Below are 20,752 nucleotides of genomic sequence, written 5' to 3' on the forward strand. Positions count from 1 at the left end.
GCTGTACCTGTGGGAGCGGGTTTACCCGCGAAGCGGCCGGCGCTGGTGTAAGATGCGACGCAATAAAAAAGGGGTCCCTCAAGGGACCCCCTGGGCCGCAGCCCGCCGCCCGGATAGGGCGCGCATGGTGACTCGAATTCAGTGTCCTCGTTCAGCCAACGGCGTGATTTTCGTTGAGTCTATGAATGCCAGCGGTGCCGGTCATGCCATCCCAGTTGTCGCCGCGACCTTCGCGCCAGCCGTTGATCCAGGCTTGGCGTACAGAGGGTAGATTGAAGGGGCAAAGTTCGCGGGATTTGCCGGTGACCCCATACTGGTAGCCACGTGAGTATGCTCTTTCCAACGGATCACGCTTAAGTCTTCTCATAGGGTGTTGCCCTCACTTGTTGACTGTAATGTCCCGTCGGCCTCTCCGAGGCCGGGCAGAATCGTTCTGCCGGTGTGCGCCCGCTGCCGGCGTCGCGGGCTGGAAGTGCCGCCCCGTTGCGGTGCGGCCTGAGATCAGTTCTAACGAATGCGAGTCACAGTGTGAATGATCGATTTGTCATAAGGACGTAACCTTTCCGAGGGTGAGGGGATAAGTAAATAAATGCGACTCAACCTTGTTTGCCGTTGAGCCCGCTATGATCAGGGTTTACCCAACCTTGACGTCAATTGGCCAGCGTTGCTGGTTGATGACAGTAATATTTGGTAATGCGACGAAGGGTCACATCTGAACCCTGCGTCCACGCAATTTTCATACTGCTCGACGATCAAAGCCTTTTTCGCCACCCGGCAAAGGCATGATCGACGGGCGGCCAGGCCTGGCGAGCGTTTCGCCGGGCCACCCGGGCGCCTCGTGGAAAGGCGTGCGGGCAAACAGCGGCAGCCGATGCGTCGGCTCGCCATCTACCTAGCCAAAGGCTCTGGATTGCACATGTCGGACCGTTTCGAACTTTACCTTACCTGCCCCAAGGGTCTTGAAGGCCTGCTCGCCGAGGAAGCCCGTCAACTGGGCCTGAACGAGGTGCGTGAGCACACCTCGGCCATTCGCGGCGACGCCGACATGGAAACCGCCTATCGCCTGTGCCTCTGGTCGCGCCTGGCCAACCGCGTGCTGCTGGTGCTCAAGCGCTTCCCGATGAAGAACGCCGACGACCTGTACGATGGCGTGCATGCCGTCGACTGGGCCGACCACCTGGCGGCCGATGGCACCCTGGCGGTGGAGTTCAGCGGCCATGGCTCGGGCATCGACAACACCCACTTCGGCGCGCTCAAGGTCAAGGATGCGATCGTCGACAAGCTGCGCAACCGCGAAGGCCTGCGTCCGTCTGTGGAGAAGGTCGATCCGGATGTGCGCGTGCACCTGCGCCTGGACCGTGGCGAGGCGATCCTGTCCCTCGACCTGTCCGGCCACAGCCTGCACCAGCGTGGCTATCGCCTGCAGCAGGGCGCGGCACCCTTGAAGGAAAACCTGGCGGCGGCGGTGCTGATCCGCTCTGGTTGGCCACGTATTGCGGCCGAGGGCGGGGCCCTGGCCGACCCGATGTGCGGCGTGGGCACCTTCCTGGTCGAGGCGGCGATGATCGCCGCCGATATCGCTCCCAACCTCAAGCGCGAGCGCTGGGGCTTCAGCGCCTGGCTCGGCCATGTGCCGGCGCTGTGGCGCAAGGTCCACGACGAGGCCCAGGCCCGGGCTCAGGCCGGCCTGGCCAAGCCGCCGCTTTGGATCCGCGGCTACGAGGCCGACCCGCGGTTGATCCAGCCGGGGCGCAACAACGTCGAGCGCGCGGGCCTGGGCGACTGGGTGAAGATCTACCAGGGCGAGGTGGCCAGCTTCGAGCCGCGCCCGGACCAGAACCAGAAAGGTCTGGTGATCAGCAACCCGCCGTACGGCGAGCGCCTGGGCGACGAAGCCAGCCTGCTGTACCTCTACCAGAACCTCGGCGAGCGCCTGCGTCAGGCCTGCATGGGCTGGGAGGCGGCGGTGTTCACCGGCGCGCCGGAACTGGGCAAGCGCATGGGCATCCGCAGCCACAAGCAATATGCCTTCTGGAACGGCGCGTTGCCGTGCAAGCTGTTGCTGTTCAAGGTCCAGCCCGACCAGTTCGTTACCGGTGATCGTCGTTCGGCCCAGGCCGAGGCGGCTGAGGGCGAGCCTCGTCGCCAGGCCCCGGTGGCCAGCGAGCCGGCGCGCCTGTCGGAAGGCGCGCAGATGTTCGCCAACCGCCTGCAGAAGAACTTCAAGCAGCTGGGCAAATGGGCCCGCCGCGAGAAGGTCGATTGCTACCGTGTGTACGATGCCGACATGCCTGAGTACGCCCTGGCGGTCGACCTTTATCACGACTGGGTGCATGTGCAGGAATACGCCGCGCCCCGCTCGATCGATCCGGACAAGGCCCAGGCGCGCCTGCTCGATGCGCTGAGCGCGATTCCCCAGGCCCTCGGCGTCGATCCTCAGCGTGTGGTGCTCAAGCGCCGGGAGCGCCAGACCGGCACTCGCCAGTACGAGCGCCAGGCCACCGAAGGACGTTTCCAGGAGGTCAACGAAGGCGGCGTCAAGCTGCTGGTCAACCTCACCGACTACCTGGATACCGGGCTGTTCCTCGACCACCGCCCGATGCGCATGCGTATCCAGCGCGAGGCGGCGGGCAAGCGTTTTCTCAATCTGTTCTGCTACACCGCCACGGCCACCGTGCATGCGGCCAAGGGCGGCGCGCGCAGCACCACCAGCGTGGACCTGTCGAAGACCTACCTGGACTGGGCGCGGCGCAACCTGTCGCTCAACGGTTTTTCCGAGCGCAACCGCCTGGAGCAGGGCGATGTCATGGCCTGGCTGGAGAACGCCCAAGACAGCTACGACCTGATCTTCATCGACCCGCCGACCTTCTCCAATTCCAAGCGCATGGAAGGGGTATTCGACGTGCAGCGCGACCATGTGCAGCTGCTCGACCTGGCCATGGCGCGCCTGGCCCCGGGAGGTGTGCTGTACTTCTCCAACAACTTCCGCAAGTTCCAGCTCGACGAGCACCTGGCGACGCGGTACGTGGTGGAGGAGATCAGTGCCCAGACCCTGGACCCGGACTTCGCCCGCAACAACCGCATCCACCGCGCCTGGCAGCTACGCCTGCGCTGAACCGACGAGGTACGTGGCGCGCCTGCTGGCCAGTGGCTATAACTCAGGACAGGGCGGGACAATACGCAGGACGCTGACCTTGGTTGGAGTCCTCTATGTCGACCCCGGGCGTACCTGTGAAGCGGCTTGGCCTGCTCGGCGACGAGTTGTCGGCCTGGGGCGTGGCCCTGGCGGCGCTGGTCGCCGGGGCGTTGCTCACGGCGGCCCTGGCGATCGCCACCCAGACCTTCTACCAGCAGCAACTGCGCCAGCGCTTCGAGCTGCTGGCCAGTGAGCGCTACAGCCGTATCGCCGAGCGTTTCGAGGAGCAGGAACAGCGCCTGGACGGCCTGCGTCGGTTCTTCGCCTATTCCACCGAGATCACCCCCCGCGAGTTCGATGGCTACGCACGTCCCTTGCTGCACCGCACCCAGGCCTACTCCTGGGCACCGCGGGTAGCGGCGGCGCAACGCGAGGACTTCGAGCGGCGCGCCAGTGCCTGGCTGGGCCAGCCTTACCGGATCCGCGACGTGGACGCCCAGGGCGATTGGCAGGCCGCGCCCGCGCGCGATCACTACTATCCGGTTCTGTACACCCAGGCGACGAGCCGCCAGGCCCAGCCCTACGGCTTCGACCTGGGCGGGCAGCCGCTGCGCGCCGCGACCCTGGCCCGGGCCGTGAGCCCCGGCAGCATGGCGGTGTCGGCGCCGCTGGACATGATCAACGTCGAGCCGACCTATACCCGTGGCCTGCTGATAGTCGCCCCGGTGTTCGCCGAGCAAGCGTCTGCGGGCGAGCCGCCCCGAGGCTACGTCATGGCCTTGCTGAGCTTGCATCAGCTGATCGCCGAGAGCCTGCCGACGGTGGCCGACGACAACCTGGTGGTGCGCATCCTCGACCTGTCCACCGAGGGTGGGCACGAGGTGTTGTTCGATTCGGGGATGCCGCCGGCGCGGATGGGATTTGCCAGCAGTCACCTGCTGCACCTGGCCGACCACCATTACCAGCTCGATATTCGCCCCAGTCAGGGCTTTCTCGCGGCCAATCGCTCGTCGGCGGTGCCGGTGGTGGCGTTGCTCGGCGGCTTGCTCAGTGTGTTGCTGGCGTTGTTGCTGTACAGCCTGTTCAGCCAGCGCCAGCGCGCCCTGGGCCTGGTGGCCCGGCGCACTGCCGAGCTGCGCGTCAGCGAGCAGTCATTGCGCGAGACTCACAACCAGTTGCGCAGCGTGCTCGATGCCGCGACCCAGGTGGCGATCATCGCCACCAGCCTGCGCGGGGTGATCGGCACCTTCAACGCGGGCGCCGAACGCATGCTGGGCTATTCGGCCGGCGAAGCGCTGGGCCAATTGCGGCTCGAGGATCTGGTCTTGCCCGAAGAGTTGCACCAGCGTGCCCACGCCTTGAGCGTGCGATTCGGTCGTGAGGTCGGCGCGGGTCAGGCGATGTTCGCCGAGACGGTGCAGGAGGGCGGCGCGGAGCCGGCCGACTGGACCCTGGTGCGCAAGGATGGCAGTCACTTGCTGGCCAACATGCTGGTGACGGCGGTGCTGGACGAGCAGGGGTTGTGGGTGGGCTACCTGGCGATCTGCATCGATGTCACCGAGCGGCGCCGGGTGCACGAGGCCCTGGCGGCCCGCGACCGGCTGCTGGAAAAACTCAGCGCGGAGGTGCCTGGCGGGATCTACCAGTATCGTCTGGATGCCGATGGTCATTCCTGTTTCCCCTATGCCAGCCAGGGCCTGCACGACATCTATGAGGTGGACCTGGCGTTGCTGCGCCAGGACGCCGCGGCGGTGTTCGAGCGTATTCATCCGGACGACCTGGAGCGGGTACGGCGCTCGGTGCGCTACTCCGCCGAGTACCTGACGCCGTGGCGGGAGGAGTACCGGGTGTGCCTGCCACGGGCGGGGTTGCGTTGGGTGCGGGGGGAGGCGACTCCGGAAATTGGCGAGCACGGCAGTACGCTCTGGCATGGGTACCTGACTGATATCTCGGACCTAAAGCGGGTAGAGGAGGAGCTGCGGGCGCTGTCGGTGACCGATGCCCTGACCGGGATCTATAACCGGCGCTATTTCCAGGAGCGGCTGCGCAACGAACTGGATCGGGCGCAGCGGGATGGGTTGGACCTGGCGGTGATCATGCTGGATATCGATCACTTCAAGCGGATCAACGATCAATATGGGCATGCGGTGGGGGATCATGTGCTGCGCAGCCTGTGTCAGCGGATCGGGCAGCGGTTGCGGCGAACCGATGTGTTTTGTCGGTTGGGGGGGGAGGAGTTCATGGTGCTGTGTCCGGGGAGCAATGCCGAGCAGGCGCGGATGCTGGCGCAGGAGTTGTGGCAGGGGGTGCGGAGTGTGCCGGTCGAGGGGGTTGGGCGGGTGACGGCGAGCTTTGGCGTGGCGGGGTGGCGGGTTGGGGAAGGGGCTGATGCGTTGTTGTTGCGGGCGGATGCTGGGGTTTATGTGGCTAAGCAGGGAGGGCGGGATCGGGTTGAGGGAGAGTTGTCTTGAAGTGGGTTGTATATTTTAATTGGTTGGTTAGTTGGTTAGTTGGTTAGTTGGTTAGTTGGTTAGTTGGTTAGTTGGTTAGTCGGTTAGTCGGTTAGTCGGTTAGTCGGTTAGTCGGTTAGTTTGACTGGTTGCTCTTGCTCTTGCTCTTGCTCTTGCTCTTGCTCTTGCTTCTAAGTGCGCGGTAGTTCAGGCAACACCAATTGCGACTTCAGGAGGCCGAGCGGAGTTCTTGCGGAGGGAGGTGACGGGCATGGATGCCCGTCAAGCGCTGCGCCCCAGGATGGGGCGTTCAGCGCGGTCCTCCCGGGAGCAAGAACGGAGCGAGGGAACCCCGGAGCGAAGCGTAGGGGCCGGATGAATGGAGCGAGGATTTTTTGGTTCCTTTTTGATCCTTCAAAAAGGGACCCGCCGTAAGGGCGGAAAGGTGATTTTGCGTCACCATCGCAAATGAATGCGCATATAACTTTCAAAACACATGCTCTAAAAGTCAAAGTCAAAGTCAAAGTCAAAGTCAAAGTCAAAGTCAAAGTCAAAGTCGGTTGGTGCTGGTTTTAATAGTTGTAAGCGCATTCATTTGCGATGGTGACGCGAAGTCACCTTTTCGCCCTTACGGCGAGTTCCTTTTTGAAGGATCAAAAAGGAACCAAAAAATCCTCGCTCCATTCATCCGGCCCTCCGCTTCGCTCCGGGTCCCCTCACTCCGGCCTTGCTCCCGGGAGGACCGCGCTGAACGCCCCATCCTGGGGCGCAGCGCTTGACGGGCATCCATGCCCGTCACCTCCCTCCGCAAGGCCTGCGTTCGGCCTCCTGAAGTCGCGAAGGTACGGGCGGCGCCTGGGCTGGCGCAGCTGTCGCTAGCGGGGTATGGCGCTAGACTCCTGATCGGCAACGGCAACGGCAACGGCAACGGCAACGGCAACGTGTAACGTGTAACGGGTAACAGGCAACAGCGGGCAGCATCACCATTCTGTGCGTTCGTCGGCGCGCCGACTCAAACATTAATCGTTGCTCTGTCACGCAACTGTATTGTTGACTATCCTGCGATCTGTCCCAGTACACTTCGCAACTGTTACGGTATTCTGCCTCGGCAGTGAGTCACACAAGAATAACGACCCCGTCCGCGCTTCGAGAACACGCCATGACCAACCTGCTGCTGTACCAGCGTATTGCCCAGCAACTGGCCGATGACATCCGTCAGGGTGTCTACCAGCCAGGCGAACGGGTGCCGTCGGTGCGCAAGATGAGCGCCCAGCTCAATGTCAGCCACGCCACCGTGCTGCAGGCCTATGCCAATCTCGAGGACCAGGGCCTGATCCGCGCCCGACCGCAGTCGGGCTACTATGTCCACCAGACCCCGGCACTGACGGCGCAGACCCCGGATATCGCCCGGGTCGAGCGCCCTGGCCTGGTCACCCGGGCCAGCATCATCCAGCAGGTACTGGTCGAGGCGCGACGCGATGGCGTCTTTCCCTTCGGCGCGGCGGTGCCCCATGTCGACTACCTGCCCGTGCGCGCCCTGCACCAGCAACTGGCCAAGGTGACGCGCTTCCATAGCCCGCGTGCCTTCAGCTACATGTTCAGCCCCGGCTTCGAGCCGTTGCGTCGGCAGATTGCCATCCGCATGCGCGATGCCGGCGTGCTGGTCGATCCCCGCGAAGTGGTGGTGACCCATGGTTGTGTCGATGCCCTGCAAATGGCGCTGCGAGTCCTGACCCGGCCGGGCGACCTGATCGCCGCCGAGTCGCCTACCTACTATGGGCTGCTGCAACTGGCCGACCTGCTCGGGCTCAAGGTCATCGAGATCCCCAGTGACCCCTCCACCGGCATCAGCCTGGAGGCCCTGCAGCTGGCCGCCAACCAGTGGTCGATCAAGGCCCTGGTGCTGACCGCGCGACTGAGTAATCCGCTGGGTGGCACCATTCCCGAGGAACGACAGAAACAGTTGCTGCGCCTGGCCTCGGATTTCGACATCCAGATCGTCGAGGACGATATCTACGGCGAGCTGATGTTCGAGCAAGGGCGCACCAAGTCGCTCAAGGCGTTCGATCGGCTGGATCGGGTGATCTACTGCTCGAGCTTCTCCAAGACCTTGTCGCCGGGGGTGCGGGTTGGCTGGATGATCGCCGGGCGCTACCAGGACGAGATCCAGCGCCTGCAGACCTTCACCACCCACTCGGCGTGCAGCGTCACGCAGATGGCGGTGGCCGCCTACCTGGAGAATGGTGGCTACGATCGGCATTTGCGCTTCATCCGACAGGAATACCGCAAAAACCTCAGCGCTTACCAACTGGCGGTGCAGCAGCACTTCCCGGAAGGCACTCAGATGACCCGGCCAACCGGCGGCTTCATTCTCTGGGTCAGCCTACCGGGGCGGGTCAATACCCAGGAGCTGCATGTGCGGGCGCTGGAGCAGGGCATCAGCATCGCCCCCGGGCTGATCTTCAGCAATACCGAGCAGTTCAACCACTGTATCCGGCTTAATTGCGGCATTCCCTGGAATCGCGAGGCCGAGCGTGCAGTGATGACGCTGGGGCTGCTGGCCCAGCAATTGTGCCGGGAATCGAACGGCGTGCTGTTGTAGGCTTGTCAGACGAGTCGGGAACAGGGAGCATACGCGTTTTACAGCTTGCGCTCCTGGTACCCATGAACCTGCTTCGTCCTCTCGCCATCGCCCTGTGTTTCGCCTTGCCCTGGCTGTCGGTCGGTGCGGTGCAGGCTGCCGAACCGGCGGCCAAGGCGCAGGGTGTACACAAGTCGGTGAACAAGGCGTCCACCAAGGCCCCTGCCAAACCTCAGGCCAAGCCGGTAACCAAGGCGAAGCCCAAACCCAAACCGAAGGCCAGGTCTGTCAGCAAGTCCGTGGCCAAGCCGCTTCCCAAGCCGAAGATCGACCTGAGCCTGCCCAAGGACATGGTCAAGCATCTCGAGCCGGATCTTGGCGACGGGCCGGTGGTGCGCAAGCCGCTGCTGCCCTCGATGTTCCCCACCAAGCCCGAATCCGACAGCAGTCCCTTCCAGCTCAACGGCCGGCTGATCAGCAACGAAATGCAGTTGCAGTTGCGCAACGACAGTCGGCGGGACGTGGAAGGCGCGGCCATCGAATTCGAATTCCGCAACTGACTGCCGGGTCACGGCTGATTTCATCCGCTCGGCAATTTCAAACATATGTTTGAGCGGTTAGTATCCAGGGACGTTCGTCCCGTTTTGCTCCTGGGAGTCCTGTTGTCATGAAATGCCGCGAGGGCTGTGGTGCCTGCTGCATCGCCCCGTCCATCAGTTCACCGATCCCCGGTATGCCGCAGGGCAAGCCGGCCGGCGAACGCTGTCTGCACCTGAATGTCGAAAACCTCTGTGCGCTGTTCGGTAAGCCCGAGCGGCCGCAGGTGTGTGGCGGCTTCAAGGCGGAAGCGGACATCTGTGGCAACGATCGTGACGAGGCTATCCGCATCATCGGGTGGCTGGAGCAGATGACGGCGGCGTGACAGGTTGGATCTTCGACAACAAGGAACAAGATGATGAGATCGATCAAAGGTATTGCACTGCTGTGTGGCATGGGCGTGCTGCTGGCACCGACGGCCTGGGCCGAGAACTGGCAGGTGGCCAAGGACGAGGAGGGGATCAAGGTCTCCCTCAGCGAGGTGGCCGGCTCGAAGTACAAGGCCTATCGCGGCGTGACCGTGATCAAGGCGCCGCTGGCCAAGGTCAAGGCGCTGCAGGAGGACGTGGCGGGGGCCTGTGCCTGGATCCACGAGTGCAAGTCGCAGAAGCTGCTCAAGAGCGAAGGTGACCAGAGCTGGACCTACACCCAGTTCAATACGCCCTGGCCGGTGACGCCGCGGGATTCGATCCTGCATGTGACCACGGTCCAGGAGGCTGATGGCAGCCTGACCCGCAAGCTTCAGGAAGAGCCAAAGTATCTGCCGGAGGAAAAGGGCTTCGTGCGTGTCGCCCAGGTGGAAGGCTTCTGGAAGCTGGTGCCCAAGGGTGACAGCACCGAGGTGACCTACCAGGTGCACACCGAACCGGGCGGCAGCGTGCCGTCGTGGCTGGCCAACAAGTTCGTGGTCGATGCACCGTTCAATACCCTCAAGGGGCTGAAAGAGCGCGCCGAGAAGAACTAAAGGCTGGCGTGTTCCCTGTGTAGGAGCGGCCTTGTGCCGCGAAAGGGCTGCGCAGCGGCCCCGGCGATTTTGAGTCTGGCACGAGATCCTGGGGCTGCTGTGCAGCCCTTTCGCGGCACAAGGCCGCTCCTACACAGGGGAAGGGTATATAGGCCGGAACAAAAAAGGCTGCCCGAGGGCAGCCTTTTTGCGTTCAGCCTATGAAGCTTACTTGCGGTCCTTCAGGTCAACGATGTCACGCTGCTCGTAACCGGTGTACAGCTGGCGCGGACGGCCGATCTTGTACGGGCTGGAGAGCATTTCCTTCCAGTGCGAGATCCAGCCCACGGTACGTGCCAGGGCGAAGATCACGGTGAACATGCTGGTCGGGATGCCGATGGCCTTGAGGATGATGCCCGAGTAGAAGTCGACGTTCGGGTACAGCGAGCGCTCGACGAAGTACGGATCGGTCAGGGCGATCTCTTCCAGGCGCATGGCCAGTTCCAGCTGCGGGTCGTTCTTGATGCCGAGTTCGCTGAGGACTTCGTCGCAGGTCTGCTTCATCACGGTGGCGCGCGGGTCGCGGTTCTTGTAGACGCGGTGACCGAAGCCCATGAGCTTGAACGGATCGTTCTTGTCCTTGGCCTTGGCGATGAACTTGTCGATGTTCGAGACATCGCCGATTTCATCGAGCATGGTCAGTACGGCTTCGTTCGCGCCGCCGTGGGCCGGGCCCCACAGCGCGGCGATGCCGGCGGCGATACAGGCGAACGGGTTGGCGCCCGAGGAGCCCGCCAGGCGCACGGTAGAGGTGGAGGCGTTCTGCTCGTGGTCGGCGTGGAGGATGAAGATCCGGTCCATCGCCTTGGCCAGCACCGGGCTGATCGGTTTGATCTCGCACGGGGTGTTGAACATCATGTGCAGGAAGTTTTCCGCGTACGACAGGTCGTTGCGCGGGTACATCATGGGCTGGCCCATGGAGTACTTGTAGACCATCGCGGCCAGGGTCGGCATCTTGGCGACCAGGCGAACCGCGGAGATTTCGCGGTGCTGCGGGTTATTGATGTCCAGCGAGTCGTGATAGAACGCCGACAGGGCGCCGACCACGCCGCACATCACCGCCATCGGGTGGGCGTCGCGGCGGAAGCCGTTGAAGAACGACTTCAGCTGCTCGTGAACCATGGTGTGGTTCTTCACGGTGCTGACGAACTGGGCCTTCTGCTCGGCATTCGGCAGTTCGCCGTTGAGCAGCAGGTAGCAGGTCTCGAGGTAGTCCGACTGTTCGGCGAGCTGTTCGATCGGGTAGCCGCGGTGCAGCAGGATGCCCTTGTCGCCGTCGATGTAGGTGATCTTCGACTCGCACGAGGCGGTCGCCATGAAGCCGGGGTCGAAGGTGAAGTGGCCGGATGCCCCCAACCCGCGGACGTCGATAACATCGGGACCAACGGTGCCGGTTAAAATGGGCAGCTCGACGGGGGCAGCGCCCTCGATGATCAACTGCGCTTTTTTGTCAGCCATGTGGCCTCCTATTAATGCTTGAAATCATCAGACAGACCCCCCACGCAGGGCCCGCACCACTATAGAGGGATAAATTCGAATGTCAATTTGCCTAAAGGCTGGTTGAAACGCCCCCTGAAGCCTGGTTTTTCACGAAATTCTCGCCCGTTTACGCCTTTTGTTCACTAAAGGCAATGCGCTATTTGGGCGAGCCCCTCACGTTGTCATAAGCAGCCTAACTGTCTATACTCGGCAGCCGACTCCCAGGGGCTTTCAAGCCCGCCCTGCTGGGTGTCGTCGCTCTCCTGGGTGGTGGGTACCTGACCAGTACACTTACCAACAACTTTGCCCTGTTAGCTAGGGGCTCTTCAGTGTGAAAAAAGCCGTGAAAAGCCAACGACCTGTAAACCTAGACCTAAGGACCATCAAACTCCCGATCACCGCGTACACGTCCATTCTTCACCGTATCTCCGGCGTCATCCTGTTCCTCGGCCTTGCCATCATGCTGTACGCATTGAGCAAGTCGCTGGGTGGCGAGGAAGGCTTTGCCGAGGTGAAGGCGTGTCTGACCAGTCCGCTGGCCAAACTGGTGACCTGGGGCCTGCTGTCCGGCCTGCTGTATCACCTCGTGGCAGGTGTGCGCCACCTGATCATGGACATGGGTATCGGTGAGACGCTGGAAGGCGGCAAGCTGGGCTCGAAAATCGTGATCGTCATCTCCGTGGTGCTGATCGTTCTGGCAGGAGTTTGGGTATGGTAACTAACGTCACGAACCTGTCGCGTTCGGGCCTCTACGACTGGATGGCGCAGCGCGTCTCGGCGGTCGTTCTCGCGGCTTACTTCATCTTCCTGATCGGCTACCTCGCTGCCCACCCGGGCATCGACTACGCCCAGTGGCACGCTCTGTTCTCCAACAACGCGATGCGCATCTTCAGTCTGCTGGCCCTCGTTGCCCTGGGCGCTCACGCCTGGGTCGGCATGTGGACCATTGCCACCGACTACCTGACGCCGATGTCCTTCGGCAAGTCGGCGACTGCGATTCGTTTCCTGTTCCAGGCGGTATGCGGTGTAGCGATGTTCGCTTACTTCGTCTGGGGTGTGCAGATTCTCTGGGGTATCTGATTCATGGCTAACATTCCTACGATTTCCTTCGACGCCATCATCATCGGTGGCGGCGGCGCTGGCATGCGCGCAGCGCTGCAGCTGGCTCAAGGCGGCCACAAGACCGCCGTAGTCACCAAGGTGTTCCCGACCCGTTCGCACACCGTTTCCGCCCAGGGCGGCATCACCTGCGCCATCGCTTCGGCCGACCCGAACGACGACTGGCGCTGGCACATGTACGACACCGTCAAGGGTTCCGACTACATCGGTGACCAGGACGCGATCGAATACATGTGTCAGGAAGGCCCGGCTGCGGTCTTCGAGCTGGACCACATGGGCCTGCCGTTCTCGCGTACCGAGACTGGCCGTATCTACCAGCGTCCGTTCGGTGGCCAGTCCAAGGACTTCGGTAAAGGTGGCCAGGCCGCCCGTACCTGCGCCGCTTCCGACCGTACCGGTCACGCGCTGCTGCACACCCTGTACCAGGGCAACCTGAAAGCAGGCACCACCTTCCTCAACGAGTACTACGCCGTCGACCTGGTGAAGAACCAGGACGGCGCTTTCGTCGGTGTGATCGCGATCTGCATCGAAACCGGCGAAACCATGTACATCAAGTCCAAGGCCACCGTTCTGGCCACTGGCGGTGCCGGTCGTATCTACGCCTCCACCACCAACGCCCTGATCAACACCGGTGACGGTGTCGGCATGGCCCTGCGTGCCGGCGTGCCGGTGCAGGACATCGAGATGTGGCAGTTCCACCCGACCGGCATCGCCGGCGCCGGTGTACTGGTCACCGAAGGTTGCCGCGGTGAGGGTGGCTACCTGATCAACGCCCACGGCGAGCGCTTCATGGAGCGTTACGCGCCGAACGCGAAGGACCTGGCTGGCCGCGACGTGGTCGCCCGTTCCATGGTCAAAGAGATCATCGCCGGCAACGGCGTGGGCCCGAACAAGGACCACGTACTGCTGAAGCTGGATCACCTGGGCGAGGAAGTGCTGCACAGCCGCCTGCCGGGCATCTGCGAACTGTCCAAGACCTTCGCCCACGTCGACCCTGTGGTCGCGCCGGTACCGGTCATCCCGACCTGCCACTACATGATGGGCGGCGTTGCCACCAACATTCATGGCCAGGCCATCACCATGGACGCCGAAGGCAACGACCACATCATCCCGGGCCTGTTCGCCGTAGGTGAAGTGGCGTGCGTATCGGTCCACGGCGCCAACCGCCTGGGCGGCAACTCGCTGCTCGACCTGGTGGTCTTCGGCCGCGCCGCCGGCCTGCACCTGGAGAAGGCGCTGAGCGACGGCGTCGAGTACCGCGATGCCAGCGACACCGACATCGACGTTGCCCTGAACCGCCTGAGCAAGCTCAACGAGCGCACCACCGGCGAAGATGTCGCCAGCCTCAAGCGCGAGCTGCAGAGCTGCATGCAGAACTACTTCGGTGTATTCCGTACCGGCGAATACATGCAGAAGGGTATCGAGCAGCTGGCTGGCCTGCGTGACCGCATCGCCAACGTCAAGATCAACGACAAGTCCCAGGCCTTCAACACCGCGCGTATCGAAGCGCTGGAGCTGCAGAACCTGCTGGAAGTCGCCGAAGCGACCGCCATTGCCGCTGAAGCCCGTAAAGAGTCCCGCGGCGCGCACGCCCGTGAAGACTTCGAAGACCGTGACGACGAGAACTGGCTGTGCCACACCCTGTACTACCCGGGTGAGAAGCGCGTCGCCAAGCGTGGCGTCAACTTTGCGCCGAAGACAGTTCCTGCCTTCGAACCGAAAGTCCGGACTTACTAAGGGTGGCCGCTATGTTGCAAGTCGAAGTTTATCGTTACAACCCGGACACCGATTCGGCGCCGAAGATGCAGACCTTCCAGGTCGACACCGGCGGCAAGGATCTGATGGTCCTGGACGTGCTGGCGCTGATCAAGGAGCAGGACGAGGGCTTCTCGTACCGTCGCTCCTGCCGTGAAGGCGTGTGCGGTTCCGACGGCATGAACATCAACGGCAAGAACGGCCTGGCGTGCATCACGCCGCTGTCCGCTGTCGTAAAAGGTAACAAGTTGGTCCTGCGCCCGCTGCCAGGCCTGCCGGTTATCCGTGACCTGGTCGTCGATATGAGCATCTTCTACAAGCAGTACGAGAAGGTGAAGCCGTTCCTGCAGAACGACACCCCGGCCCCGGCCATCGAGCGTCTGCAGTCGCCGGAAGATCGCGACAAGCTGGACGGTCTGTACGAGTGCATCCTGTGCGCCTGCTGCTCGACCTCCTGCCCGTCGTTCTGGTGGAACCCGGACAAGTTCCTGGGCCCCGCCGCACTGCTGCAGGCCTACCGTTTCCTGGCCGACAGCCGCGACACCAAGACTCAGGAGCGCCTGGCGTCCCTGGATGACCCGTTCAGCGTGTTCCGCTGCCGCGGGATCATGAACTGCGTGAACGTTTGCCCCAAAGGTCTGAATCCGACCAAGGCAATCGGCCACGTACGTAACATGCTGCTGCAAAGCGGCACCTGATTCAAAGCGTTGTACCTGCAGTAAGCCGAGGTGCGGGTGGTGAGCCCGCACTGAGGTAAAACCCGAGCAAGGGCTCAAAAAGCCCGCGCTCATTACCTATGAAGATATGAGACCAGCAGGGGCTTCCGGGCTGGTACCCGGAAAATCAGCAGGATCCAGGTGGCGTGGTTCAGTCGCTGTGTTCGGACTTTTCCAGGTTTGCTGTGGCTCTCGCCGATCAGTCCCCTAACCGAGGGTGACCAAGCATGCAAGAAAGCGTGATGCAGCGCATGTGGGATAGCGCCCACCTTTCAGGTGGTAACGCTGCATATGTGGAAGAGCTTTATGAGCTCTACCTGCACGACCCTAACGCTGTGCCAGAAGAGTGGCGCACTTACTTCCAGAAGTTGCCCGCCGACGGCAGCACCGCTACCGATGTATCGCACTCGACGATCCGCGACCATTTCGTACTGCTGGCAAAGAACCAGCGCCGCGCCCAACCGGTATCCGCCGGGAGCGTGAGCAGTGAACACGAGAAGAAGCAGGTTGAAGTGCTGCGACTGATCCAGGCCTATCGTATGCGCGGCCATCAGGCTGCCAAGCTCGACCCGTTGGGGTTGTGGCAGCGTCCTGCGCCCGTAGACCTGTCGATCAATCACTACGGCTTGACCAATGCCGATCTTGATACGACCTTCCGTGCCGGCGACCTGTTCATCGGCAAAGAGGAAGCGAGCCTACGCGAAATCTTCGAAGCGCTGCAGAAGACATATTGTCGCACCATTGGCGCCGAGTTCACCCACATCGTCGATTCCGAGCAGCGCAGCTGGTTCCAGCAGCGCCTGGAAAGCGTGCGTGGCCGTCCGGAATTCTCCGCCGACGTGCAGGCTCACCTGCTCGAACGCGTCACGGCCGGTGAGGGCCTGGAGAAGTACCTGGGCACCAAGTACCCGGGCACCAAGCGCTTCGGCCTCGAGGGTGGCGAAAGCCTGATCCCGATGCTGGACGAAATGATCCAGCGCTCCGGCTCCTACGGCACCAAGGAAGTCGTGATCGGCATGGCCCACCGTGGCCGCCTCAACGTGCTCGTCAACACCTTCGGCAAGAACCCGCGCGAGCTGTTCGACGAGTTCGAAGGCAAGAAGATGAACGAGCTGGGCTCCGGTGACGTCAAGTATCACCAGGGCTTCTCCTCCAACGTGATGACCCCCGGTGGCGAAGTCCACCTGGCCATGGCGTTCAACCCCTCCCACCTGGAAATCGTCTCGCCAGTGGTGGAAGGTTCGGTTCGCGCCCGCCAGGATCGCCGCAACGACACCGTTGGCGACAAGGTCCTGCCGATCTCCATCCACGGTGACGCAGCGTTCGCCGGCCAGGGTGTGGTCATGGAAACCTTCCAGATGTCGCAGACCCGCGGTTTCAAGACCGGCGGCACCGTGCACATCGTGATCAACAACCAGGTCGGTTTCACCATCAGCAACCCGCTGGATGCGCGCTCCACCGAGTACGCCACCGACGTTGCCAAGATGATCCAGGCGCCGATCCTGCACGTGAACGGCGATGATCCGGAAGCGGTGATGTTCGTCACCCAGCTGGCCATCGACTACCGCATGCAGTTCAAGCGTGACGTGGTCATCGACCTGGTCTGCTACCGTCGTCGCGGCCACAACGAGGCCGACGAGCCGAACGGCACCCAGCCTTTGATGTACCAGCAGATCAGCAAGCAGCGCACCACCCGTGAGCTGTACGCCGAGCAACTGATCAGCGCCGGTCGCATCGACGCCGAGCGCGCCCAGGCCAAGATCGACGAGTACCGCAACGCCCTGGACAACGGCCTGCATGTGGTCAAGAGCCTGGTCAAGGAGCCTAACCGCGAGCTGTTCGTCGACTGGCGTCCGTACCTGGGCCATGCCTGGACCGCGCGTCACGACACCCGCTTCGACCTCAAGACCCTGCAGGAGCTGTCGGCCAAGCTGCTCGAGCTGCCTGAAGGTTTCGTCGTCCAGCGCCAGGTCGCCAAGATCTACGAAGATCGCCAGAAGATGCAGGCCGGTGGCTTGCCGATCAACTGGGGTTATGCAGAGACCATGGCCTACGCCACCCTGCAGTTCGAAGGTCACCCGATCCGCATGACCGGCCAGGACATCGGCCGCGGCACCTTCTCGCACCGTCACGCGGTGCTGCACAACCAGAAGGACGCCAGCACCTACGTGCCGCTGAAGAACCTGTTCCCGGGTCAGCCGCGCTTCGAGCTGTACGACTCCTTCCTCTCGGAAGAAGCGGTACTGGCCTTCGAATACGGCTACTCGACCACCACGCCGAACGCGCTGGTGATCTGGGAAGCCCAGTTCGGCGACTTCGCCAACGGTGCGCAAGTGGTGATCGACCAGTTCATCACCAGCGGCGAGCACAAGTGGGGCCGCCTGTGCGGTCTGACCATGCTGCTGCCGCACGGCTATGAAGGCCAGGGTCCGGAGCACTCCTCCGCGCGTCTGGAGCGCTACCTGCAGCTGTGCGCCGAGCACAACATCCAGGTCTGCGTACCGACCACCCCGGCACAGATCTACCACCTGCTGCGTCGCCAGGTCATCCGTCCGCTGCGCAAGCCGCTGATCGTGCTGACGCCGAAGTCGCTGCTGCGCCACAAGCTGGCCATCTCGACCCTGGAAGACCTGGCCGATGGCTCGTTCCAGACCGTGATCCCGGAAATCGACACCCTGGATCCTGCCAAGGTCGAGCGCCTGGTCCTGTGCGGTGGCAAGGTCTACTACGACCTGCTGGAAAAACGCCGTGCCGAAGGCCGCGAAGATATCGCCATCGTGCGTATCGAGCAGCTGTATCCGTTCCCTGAGGACGACCTGGTCGAGATCCTCGCGCCTTACACCAACCTCAAGCACGCAGTGTGGTGTCAGGAAGAGCCGATGAACCAGGGCGCCTGGTACAGCAGCCAGCACCACATGCGCCGTATCCTGGGCCGCCACAACAAGGCGCTGGTCCTGGAATACGCCGGTCGCGACGCTTCCGCCGCGCCAGCTTGTGGTTACGCATCGAAGCACGCCGAACAGCAGGAAAAACTGCTGCAAGACGCCTTCACTGTCTAACGCCTTCGCGCACCTGAAACCGAATTTAAGGAAACACAGATAATGGCTATCGAGATCAAAGCCCCAACCTTCCCGGAATCGGTTGCCGATGGCACCGTTGCCACCTGGCACAAGCAGCCGGGCGACGCCGTCAAGCGTGACGAGCTGATCGTCGACATCGAGACCGACAAGGTCGTCCTGGAAGTCCTGGCCACCGCCGACGGCGTGCTGGGCGCCATCGTCAAGGGCGAGGGCGACACCGTCCTGTCCGACGAAGTCCTGGGCTCGATCGTTGAAGGTGGCGCTGCCGCCGCAGCTCCTGCTGCCGCTCCGGCCGCTGCTGCTGCCCCGGCTGCCGCAGCCGCCGATGCTGGCGAAGACGACCCGGTCGCCGCTCCAGCCGCGCGCAAGCTGGCTGAAGAGAACGGCATCGACCTGGCTACCGTTGCGGGCACCGGCAAGGGCGGTCGCATCACCAAGGAAGACGTCGTTGCTGCCGTCGCCAACAAGAAGTCGGCCCCTGCCGCCGCACCGGCTGCCAAGCCGGCCGCTGCTGCCGCTGCCCCGGTCGTCGTCGCCGCTGGCGATCGTACCGAGAAGCGCGTGCCGATGACCCGCCTGCGCGCCAAGATCGCCGAGCGTCTGGTCGAAGCCCAGTCGAACATGGCCATGCTGACCACCTTCAACGAAGTCGACATGACCGAAGTCATGGCCCTGCGTTCGAAGTACAAGGACCTGTTCGAGAAGACCCACAACGGCGTGCGCCTGGGCTTCATGTCGTTCTTCGTCAAGGCTGCCACCGAGGCGCTGAAACGTTTCCCGGCGGTCAATGCCTCGATCGACGGCAACGACATCGTCTACCACGGCTTTGCTGATGTCGGCGTCGCCGTCTCCAGCGACCGTGGCCTGGTGGTACCGGTGCTGCGCAACGCCGAATCGATGTCGCTGGCCGAGATCGAGAACGGCATCGCCACCTTCGGCAAGAAAGCCCGTGACGGCAAGCTGTCGATCGAAGAGATGACTGGCGGTACCTTCACCATCACCAACGGTGGTACCTTCGGCTCGATGATGTCGACCCCGATCGTCAACCCGCCGCAGGCCGCGATCCTGGGTATGCACAACATCATCCAGCGCCCGATGGCCATCAATGGCCAAGTGGTGATCCGCCCGATGATGTACCTGGCGCTGTCCTATGACCACCGCCTGATCGACGGCAAGGAAGCGGTAACCTTCCTGGTGACCATCAAGAACCTGCTGGAAGATCCGTCTCGCCTGCTGCTGGACATCTAATCAACTAGCTGCGCGCCGCCGGCCCCGCTCTTCGCAAGAGACGGGGCCGTGCGGTACGCGGCCTGTAGCTTGTAGCTGATAAGGAATCTTTTATGACCCAGAAATTCGACGTAGTGGTGATTGGTGCAGGTCCTGGCGGCTATGTTGCCGCCATCAAGGCTGCCCAACTCGGTCTGAAGACTGCCTGTATCGAGAAATACACCGACGCCGAGGGCAAGCTGGCCCTGGGCGGCACCTGCCTGAACGTGGGTTGCATTCCGTCCAAGGCGCTGCTGGACAGCTCCTGGAAGTACAAGGAAGCCAAAGAGAGCTTCAACGTGCACGGTATCTCCACTGGCGAAGTGAAGATGGACGTTGCCGCGATGGTTGGCCGCAAGGCCGGTATCGTCAAGAACCTGACCGGTGGCGTCGCCACCCTGTTCAAGGCCAACGGCGTCACTTCGATCCAGGGCCACGGCAAGCTGCTGGCCGGCAAGAAAGTCGAAGTCACCAAGGCTGACGGCACCACCGAAGTCATCGAAGCCGAGAACGTGATCCTGGCCTCCGGTTCGCGTCCGATCGACATTCCGCCGGCTCCGGTCGACCAGAACGTCATCGTCGATTCCACCGGCGCCCTGGAATTCCAGAGCGTACCGAAGCGCCTGGGCGTCATCGGTGCCGGTGTGATCGGCCTGGAGCTGGGCTCGGTCTGGGCTCGACTGGGTGCCGAAGTCACCGTCCTGGAAGCCCTGGACACCTTCCTGATGGCTGCCGACACCGCCGTGTCGAAAGAAGCCCAGAAGACCCTGACCAAGCAAGGCCTGGACATCAAGCTGGGCGCTCGCGTCACCGGCTCGAAAGTCAACGGCAACGAAGTCGAAGTCACCTACACCAACGCCGAAGGCGAGCAGAAGATCACCTTCGACAAGCTGATCGTTGCGGTCGGCCGTCGTCCGGTGACCACCGACCTGCTGGCTGCCGACAGCGGCGTGACCATCGACGAGCGTGGCTACATCTTCGTCGACGATCACTGCGCCACCAGCGTTCCGGGCGTCTACGCCATCGGTGACGTGGTGCGCGGCATGATGCTGGCGCACAAGGCCTCGGAAGAGGGCATCATGGTCGTCGAGCGCATCAAGGGCCACAAAGCCCAGATGAACTACGACCTGATCCCGTCGGTCATCTACACCCACCCGGAAATCGCGTGGGTCGGCAAGACCGAACAGGCGTTGAAAGCCGAAGGCGTTGAGGTTAACGTGGGCACCTTCCCGTTCGCGGCCAGCGGCCGTGCGATGGCGGCCAACGACACCGGTGGTTTCGTCAAGGTCATCGCCGATGCCAAGACCGACCGCGTACTGGGCGTTCACGTGATCGGCCCATCGGCTGCCGAGCTGGTTCAGCAAGGCGCGATCGCAATGGAATTCGGCACCAGTGCCGAGGACCTGGGCATGATGGTCTTCAGCCATCCGACCCTGTCCGAAGCGTTGCATGAAGCAGCGCTGGCGGTGAATGGCGGTGCCATTCACGTCGCCAACCGTAAGAAGCGTTAATTATAAGAAACCACGGCGGGCTGCCCGTCGTGGGTCTTGCGTGCAAGACTCACCGCGGA

General features: G+C 62.8%; 16 protein-coding genes. 14 read left to right on the top strand and 2 right to left on the bottom strand.

The features are described 5' to 3' along the window. Positions 1-151 precede the first annotated feature (151 nt). Positions 152-367: a ribosome modulation factor gene (gene rmf, locus K2O50_RS08695; RefSeq protein ID WP_003248687.1), complete on the bottom strand. Its 216-nt coding sequence runs from the start codon at positions 365-367 to the stop codon at positions 152-154. Positions 368-916: 549 nt separating this feature from the next. On the opposite strand from rmf, the gene rlmKL reads away from it, so the two are divergent. The 7 genes from rlmKL (at position 917) to K2O50_RS08730 (ending at position 9,728) form a co-directional block, all read left to right on the top strand. Beyond that, complete coding sequence (rlmKL, locus tag K2O50_RS08700; RefSeq protein WP_050704766.1) at positions 917-3,115, top strand: bifunctional 23S rRNA (guanine(2069)-N(7))-methyltransferase RlmK/23S rRNA (guanine(2445)-N(2))-methyltransferase RlmL; 2,199 nt, start codon at positions 917-919, stop codon at positions 3,113-3,115. 95 nt (positions 3,116-3,210) lie between these two features. Continuing rightward, the gene (locus K2O50_RS08705) at positions 3,211-5,607 is read left to right on the top strand and encodes a diguanylate cyclase (RefSeq protein ID WP_220689992.1); all 2,397 of its coding nucleotides are present in this window, start codon (positions 3,211-3,213) and stop codon (positions 5,605-5,607) included. Positions 5,608-6,374: 767 nt separating this feature from the next. Continuing rightward, positions 6,375-6,533: a hypothetical protein gene (locus tag K2O50_RS08710; RefSeq protein ID WP_220689993.1), complete on the top strand. Its 159-nt coding sequence runs from the start codon at positions 6,375-6,377 to the stop codon at positions 6,531-6,533. Positions 6,534-6,745: 212 nt separating this feature from the next. Further along, positions 6,746-8,188 carry a PLP-dependent aminotransferase family protein gene (locus K2O50_RS08715; RefSeq protein WP_050706524.1) on the top strand — a complete coding sequence of 481 codons (1,443 nt, stop codon included), beginning with the start codon at positions 6,746-6,748 and terminating at the stop codon, positions 8,186-8,188. Positions 8,189-8,250: 62 nt separating this feature from the next. Next, positions 8,251-8,727: a hypothetical protein gene (locus K2O50_RS08720; RefSeq protein WP_050706523.1), complete on the top strand. Its 477-nt coding sequence runs from the start codon at positions 8,251-8,253 to the stop codon at positions 8,725-8,727. Between the two features lie 107 nt (positions 8,728-8,834). Further along, entirely contained in the window at positions 8,835-9,089 is a 255-nt protein-coding gene (locus K2O50_RS08725; protein WP_023628900.1) for a YkgJ family cysteine cluster protein, read from the top strand. A gap of 33 nt (positions 9,090-9,122) precedes the next feature. Continuing rightward, positions 9,123-9,728 carry an START domain-containing protein gene (locus K2O50_RS08730; RefSeq protein WP_050706522.1) on the top strand — a complete coding sequence of 202 codons (606 nt, stop codon included), beginning with the start codon at positions 9,123-9,125 and terminating at the stop codon, positions 9,726-9,728. A 207-nt stretch (positions 9,729-9,935) separates the two neighbouring features. Here the strand turns inward: K2O50_RS08730 and gltA are convergent, their stop codons facing one another. Then, positions 9,936-11,225, bottom strand: a complete 1,290-nt coding sequence (gene gltA, locus K2O50_RS08735) for a citrate synthase (protein ID WP_050706521.1) — start codon at positions 11,223-11,225, stop codon at positions 9,936-9,938. 352 nt (positions 11,226-11,577) lie between these two features. Between gltA and sdhC the strand changes: the two genes are divergently transcribed. The 7 genes from sdhC to lpdA all read left to right on the top strand — a co-directional run bounded on the left by sdhC (position 11,578) and on the right by lpdA (position 20,693). After that, positions 11,578-11,964 (top strand): succinate dehydrogenase, cytochrome b556 subunit, encoded by a 387-nt coding sequence (gene sdhC, locus K2O50_RS08740; protein WP_088852917.1) that lies wholly within the window; start codon positions 11,578-11,580, stop codon positions 11,962-11,964. Further along, complete coding sequence (gene sdhD / locus K2O50_RS08745; RefSeq protein ID WP_028690455.1) at positions 11,958-12,326, top strand: succinate dehydrogenase, hydrophobic membrane anchor protein; 369 nt, start codon at positions 11,958-11,960, stop codon at positions 12,324-12,326. The genes sdhC and sdhD overlap by 7 nt, the downstream gene beginning before the upstream one ends. 3 nt (positions 12,327-12,329) lie before the next feature. Then, complete coding sequence (sdhA, locus tag K2O50_RS08750) at positions 12,330-14,102, top strand: succinate dehydrogenase flavoprotein subunit (protein WP_028690456.1); 1,773 nt, start codon at positions 12,330-12,332, stop codon at positions 14,100-14,102. Positions 14,103-14,113: 11 nt separating this feature from the next. Continuing rightward, positions 14,114-14,818, top strand: a complete 705-nt coding sequence (locus K2O50_RS08755) for a succinate dehydrogenase iron-sulfur subunit (protein ID WP_028690457.1) — start codon at positions 14,114-14,116, stop codon at positions 14,816-14,818. A gap of 245 nt (positions 14,819-15,063) precedes the next feature. Beyond that, on the top strand, positions 15,064-17,895 hold the full coding sequence (locus K2O50_RS08760; protein ID WP_028690458.1) for a 2-oxoglutarate dehydrogenase E1 component: 2,832 nt from the start codon (positions 15,064-15,066) through the stop codon (positions 17,893-17,895). Between the two features lie 42 nt (positions 17,896-17,937). Next, positions 17,938-19,164 carry a 2-oxoglutarate dehydrogenase complex dihydrolipoyllysine-residue succinyltransferase gene (odhB, locus tag K2O50_RS08765; protein WP_050706520.1) on the top strand — a complete coding sequence of 409 codons (1,227 nt, stop codon included), beginning with the start codon at positions 17,938-17,940 and terminating at the stop codon, positions 19,162-19,164. A 92-nt stretch (positions 19,165-19,256) separates the two neighbouring features. Next, positions 19,257-20,693: a dihydrolipoyl dehydrogenase gene (gene lpdA / locus K2O50_RS08770; protein ID WP_028690460.1), complete on the top strand. Its 1,437-nt coding sequence runs from the start codon at positions 19,257-19,259 to the stop codon at positions 20,691-20,693. The last annotated feature ends 59 nt before the right edge of the window (positions 20,694-20,752 follow it).

It is taken from the genome of Pseudomonas sp. 2hn (assembly GCF_019646095.1).
Lineage (GTDB): Bacteria > Pseudomonadota > Gammaproteobacteria > Pseudomonadales > Pseudomonadaceae > Aquipseudomonas > Aquipseudomonas peradeniyensis.

What these genes read in the sequence shown, in the direction of transcription:
- rmf (WP_003248687.1), bottom strand. Translation starts at nt 367, where the DNA reads ATGAGAAGACTTAAGCGTGATCCGTTGGAAAGAGCATACTCACGTGGC.
- rlmKL (WP_050704766.1), top strand. Translation starts at nt 917, where the DNA reads ATGTCGGACCGTTTCGAACTTTACCTTACCTGCCCCAAGGGTCTTGAA.
- K2O50_RS08705 (WP_220689992.1), top strand. Translation starts at nt 3,211, where the DNA reads ATGTCGACCCCGGGCGTACCTGTGAAGCGGCTTGGCCTGCTCGGCGAC.
- K2O50_RS08710 (WP_220689993.1), top strand. Translation starts at nt 6,375, where the DNA reads ATGCCCGTCACCTCCCTCCGCAAGGCCTGCGTTCGGCCTCCTGAAGTC.
- K2O50_RS08715 (WP_050706524.1), top strand. Translation starts at nt 6,746, where the DNA reads ATGACCAACCTGCTGCTGTACCAGCGTATTGCCCAGCAACTGGCCGAT.
- K2O50_RS08720 (WP_050706523.1), top strand. Translation starts at nt 8,251, where the DNA reads ATGAACCTGCTTCGTCCTCTCGCCATCGCCCTGTGTTTCGCCTTGCCC.
- K2O50_RS08725 (WP_023628900.1), top strand. Translation starts at nt 8,835, where the DNA reads ATGAAATGCCGCGAGGGCTGTGGTGCCTGCTGCATCGCCCCGTCCATC.
- K2O50_RS08730 (WP_050706522.1), top strand. Translation starts at nt 9,123, where the DNA reads ATGAGATCGATCAAAGGTATTGCACTGCTGTGTGGCATGGGCGTGCTG.
- gltA (WP_050706521.1), bottom strand. Translation starts at nt 11,225, where the DNA reads ATGGCTGACAAAAAAGCGCAGTTGATCATCGAGGGCGCTGCCCCCGTC.
- sdhD (WP_028690455.1), top strand. Translation starts at nt 11,958, where the DNA reads ATGGTAACTAACGTCACGAACCTGTCGCGTTCGGGCCTCTACGACTGG.
- sdhA (WP_028690456.1), top strand. Translation starts at nt 12,330, where the DNA reads ATGGCTAACATTCCTACGATTTCCTTCGACGCCATCATCATCGGTGGC.
- K2O50_RS08755 (WP_028690457.1), top strand. Translation starts at nt 14,114, where the DNA reads ATGTTGCAAGTCGAAGTTTATCGTTACAACCCGGACACCGATTCGGCG.
- K2O50_RS08760 (WP_028690458.1), top strand. Translation starts at nt 15,064, where the DNA reads ATGCAAGAAAGCGTGATGCAGCGCATGTGGGATAGCGCCCACCTTTCA.
- odhB (WP_050706520.1), top strand. Translation starts at nt 17,938, where the DNA reads ATGGCTATCGAGATCAAAGCCCCAACCTTCCCGGAATCGGTTGCCGAT.
- lpdA (WP_028690460.1), top strand. Translation starts at nt 19,257, where the DNA reads ATGACCCAGAAATTCGACGTAGTGGTGATTGGTGCAGGTCCTGGCGGC.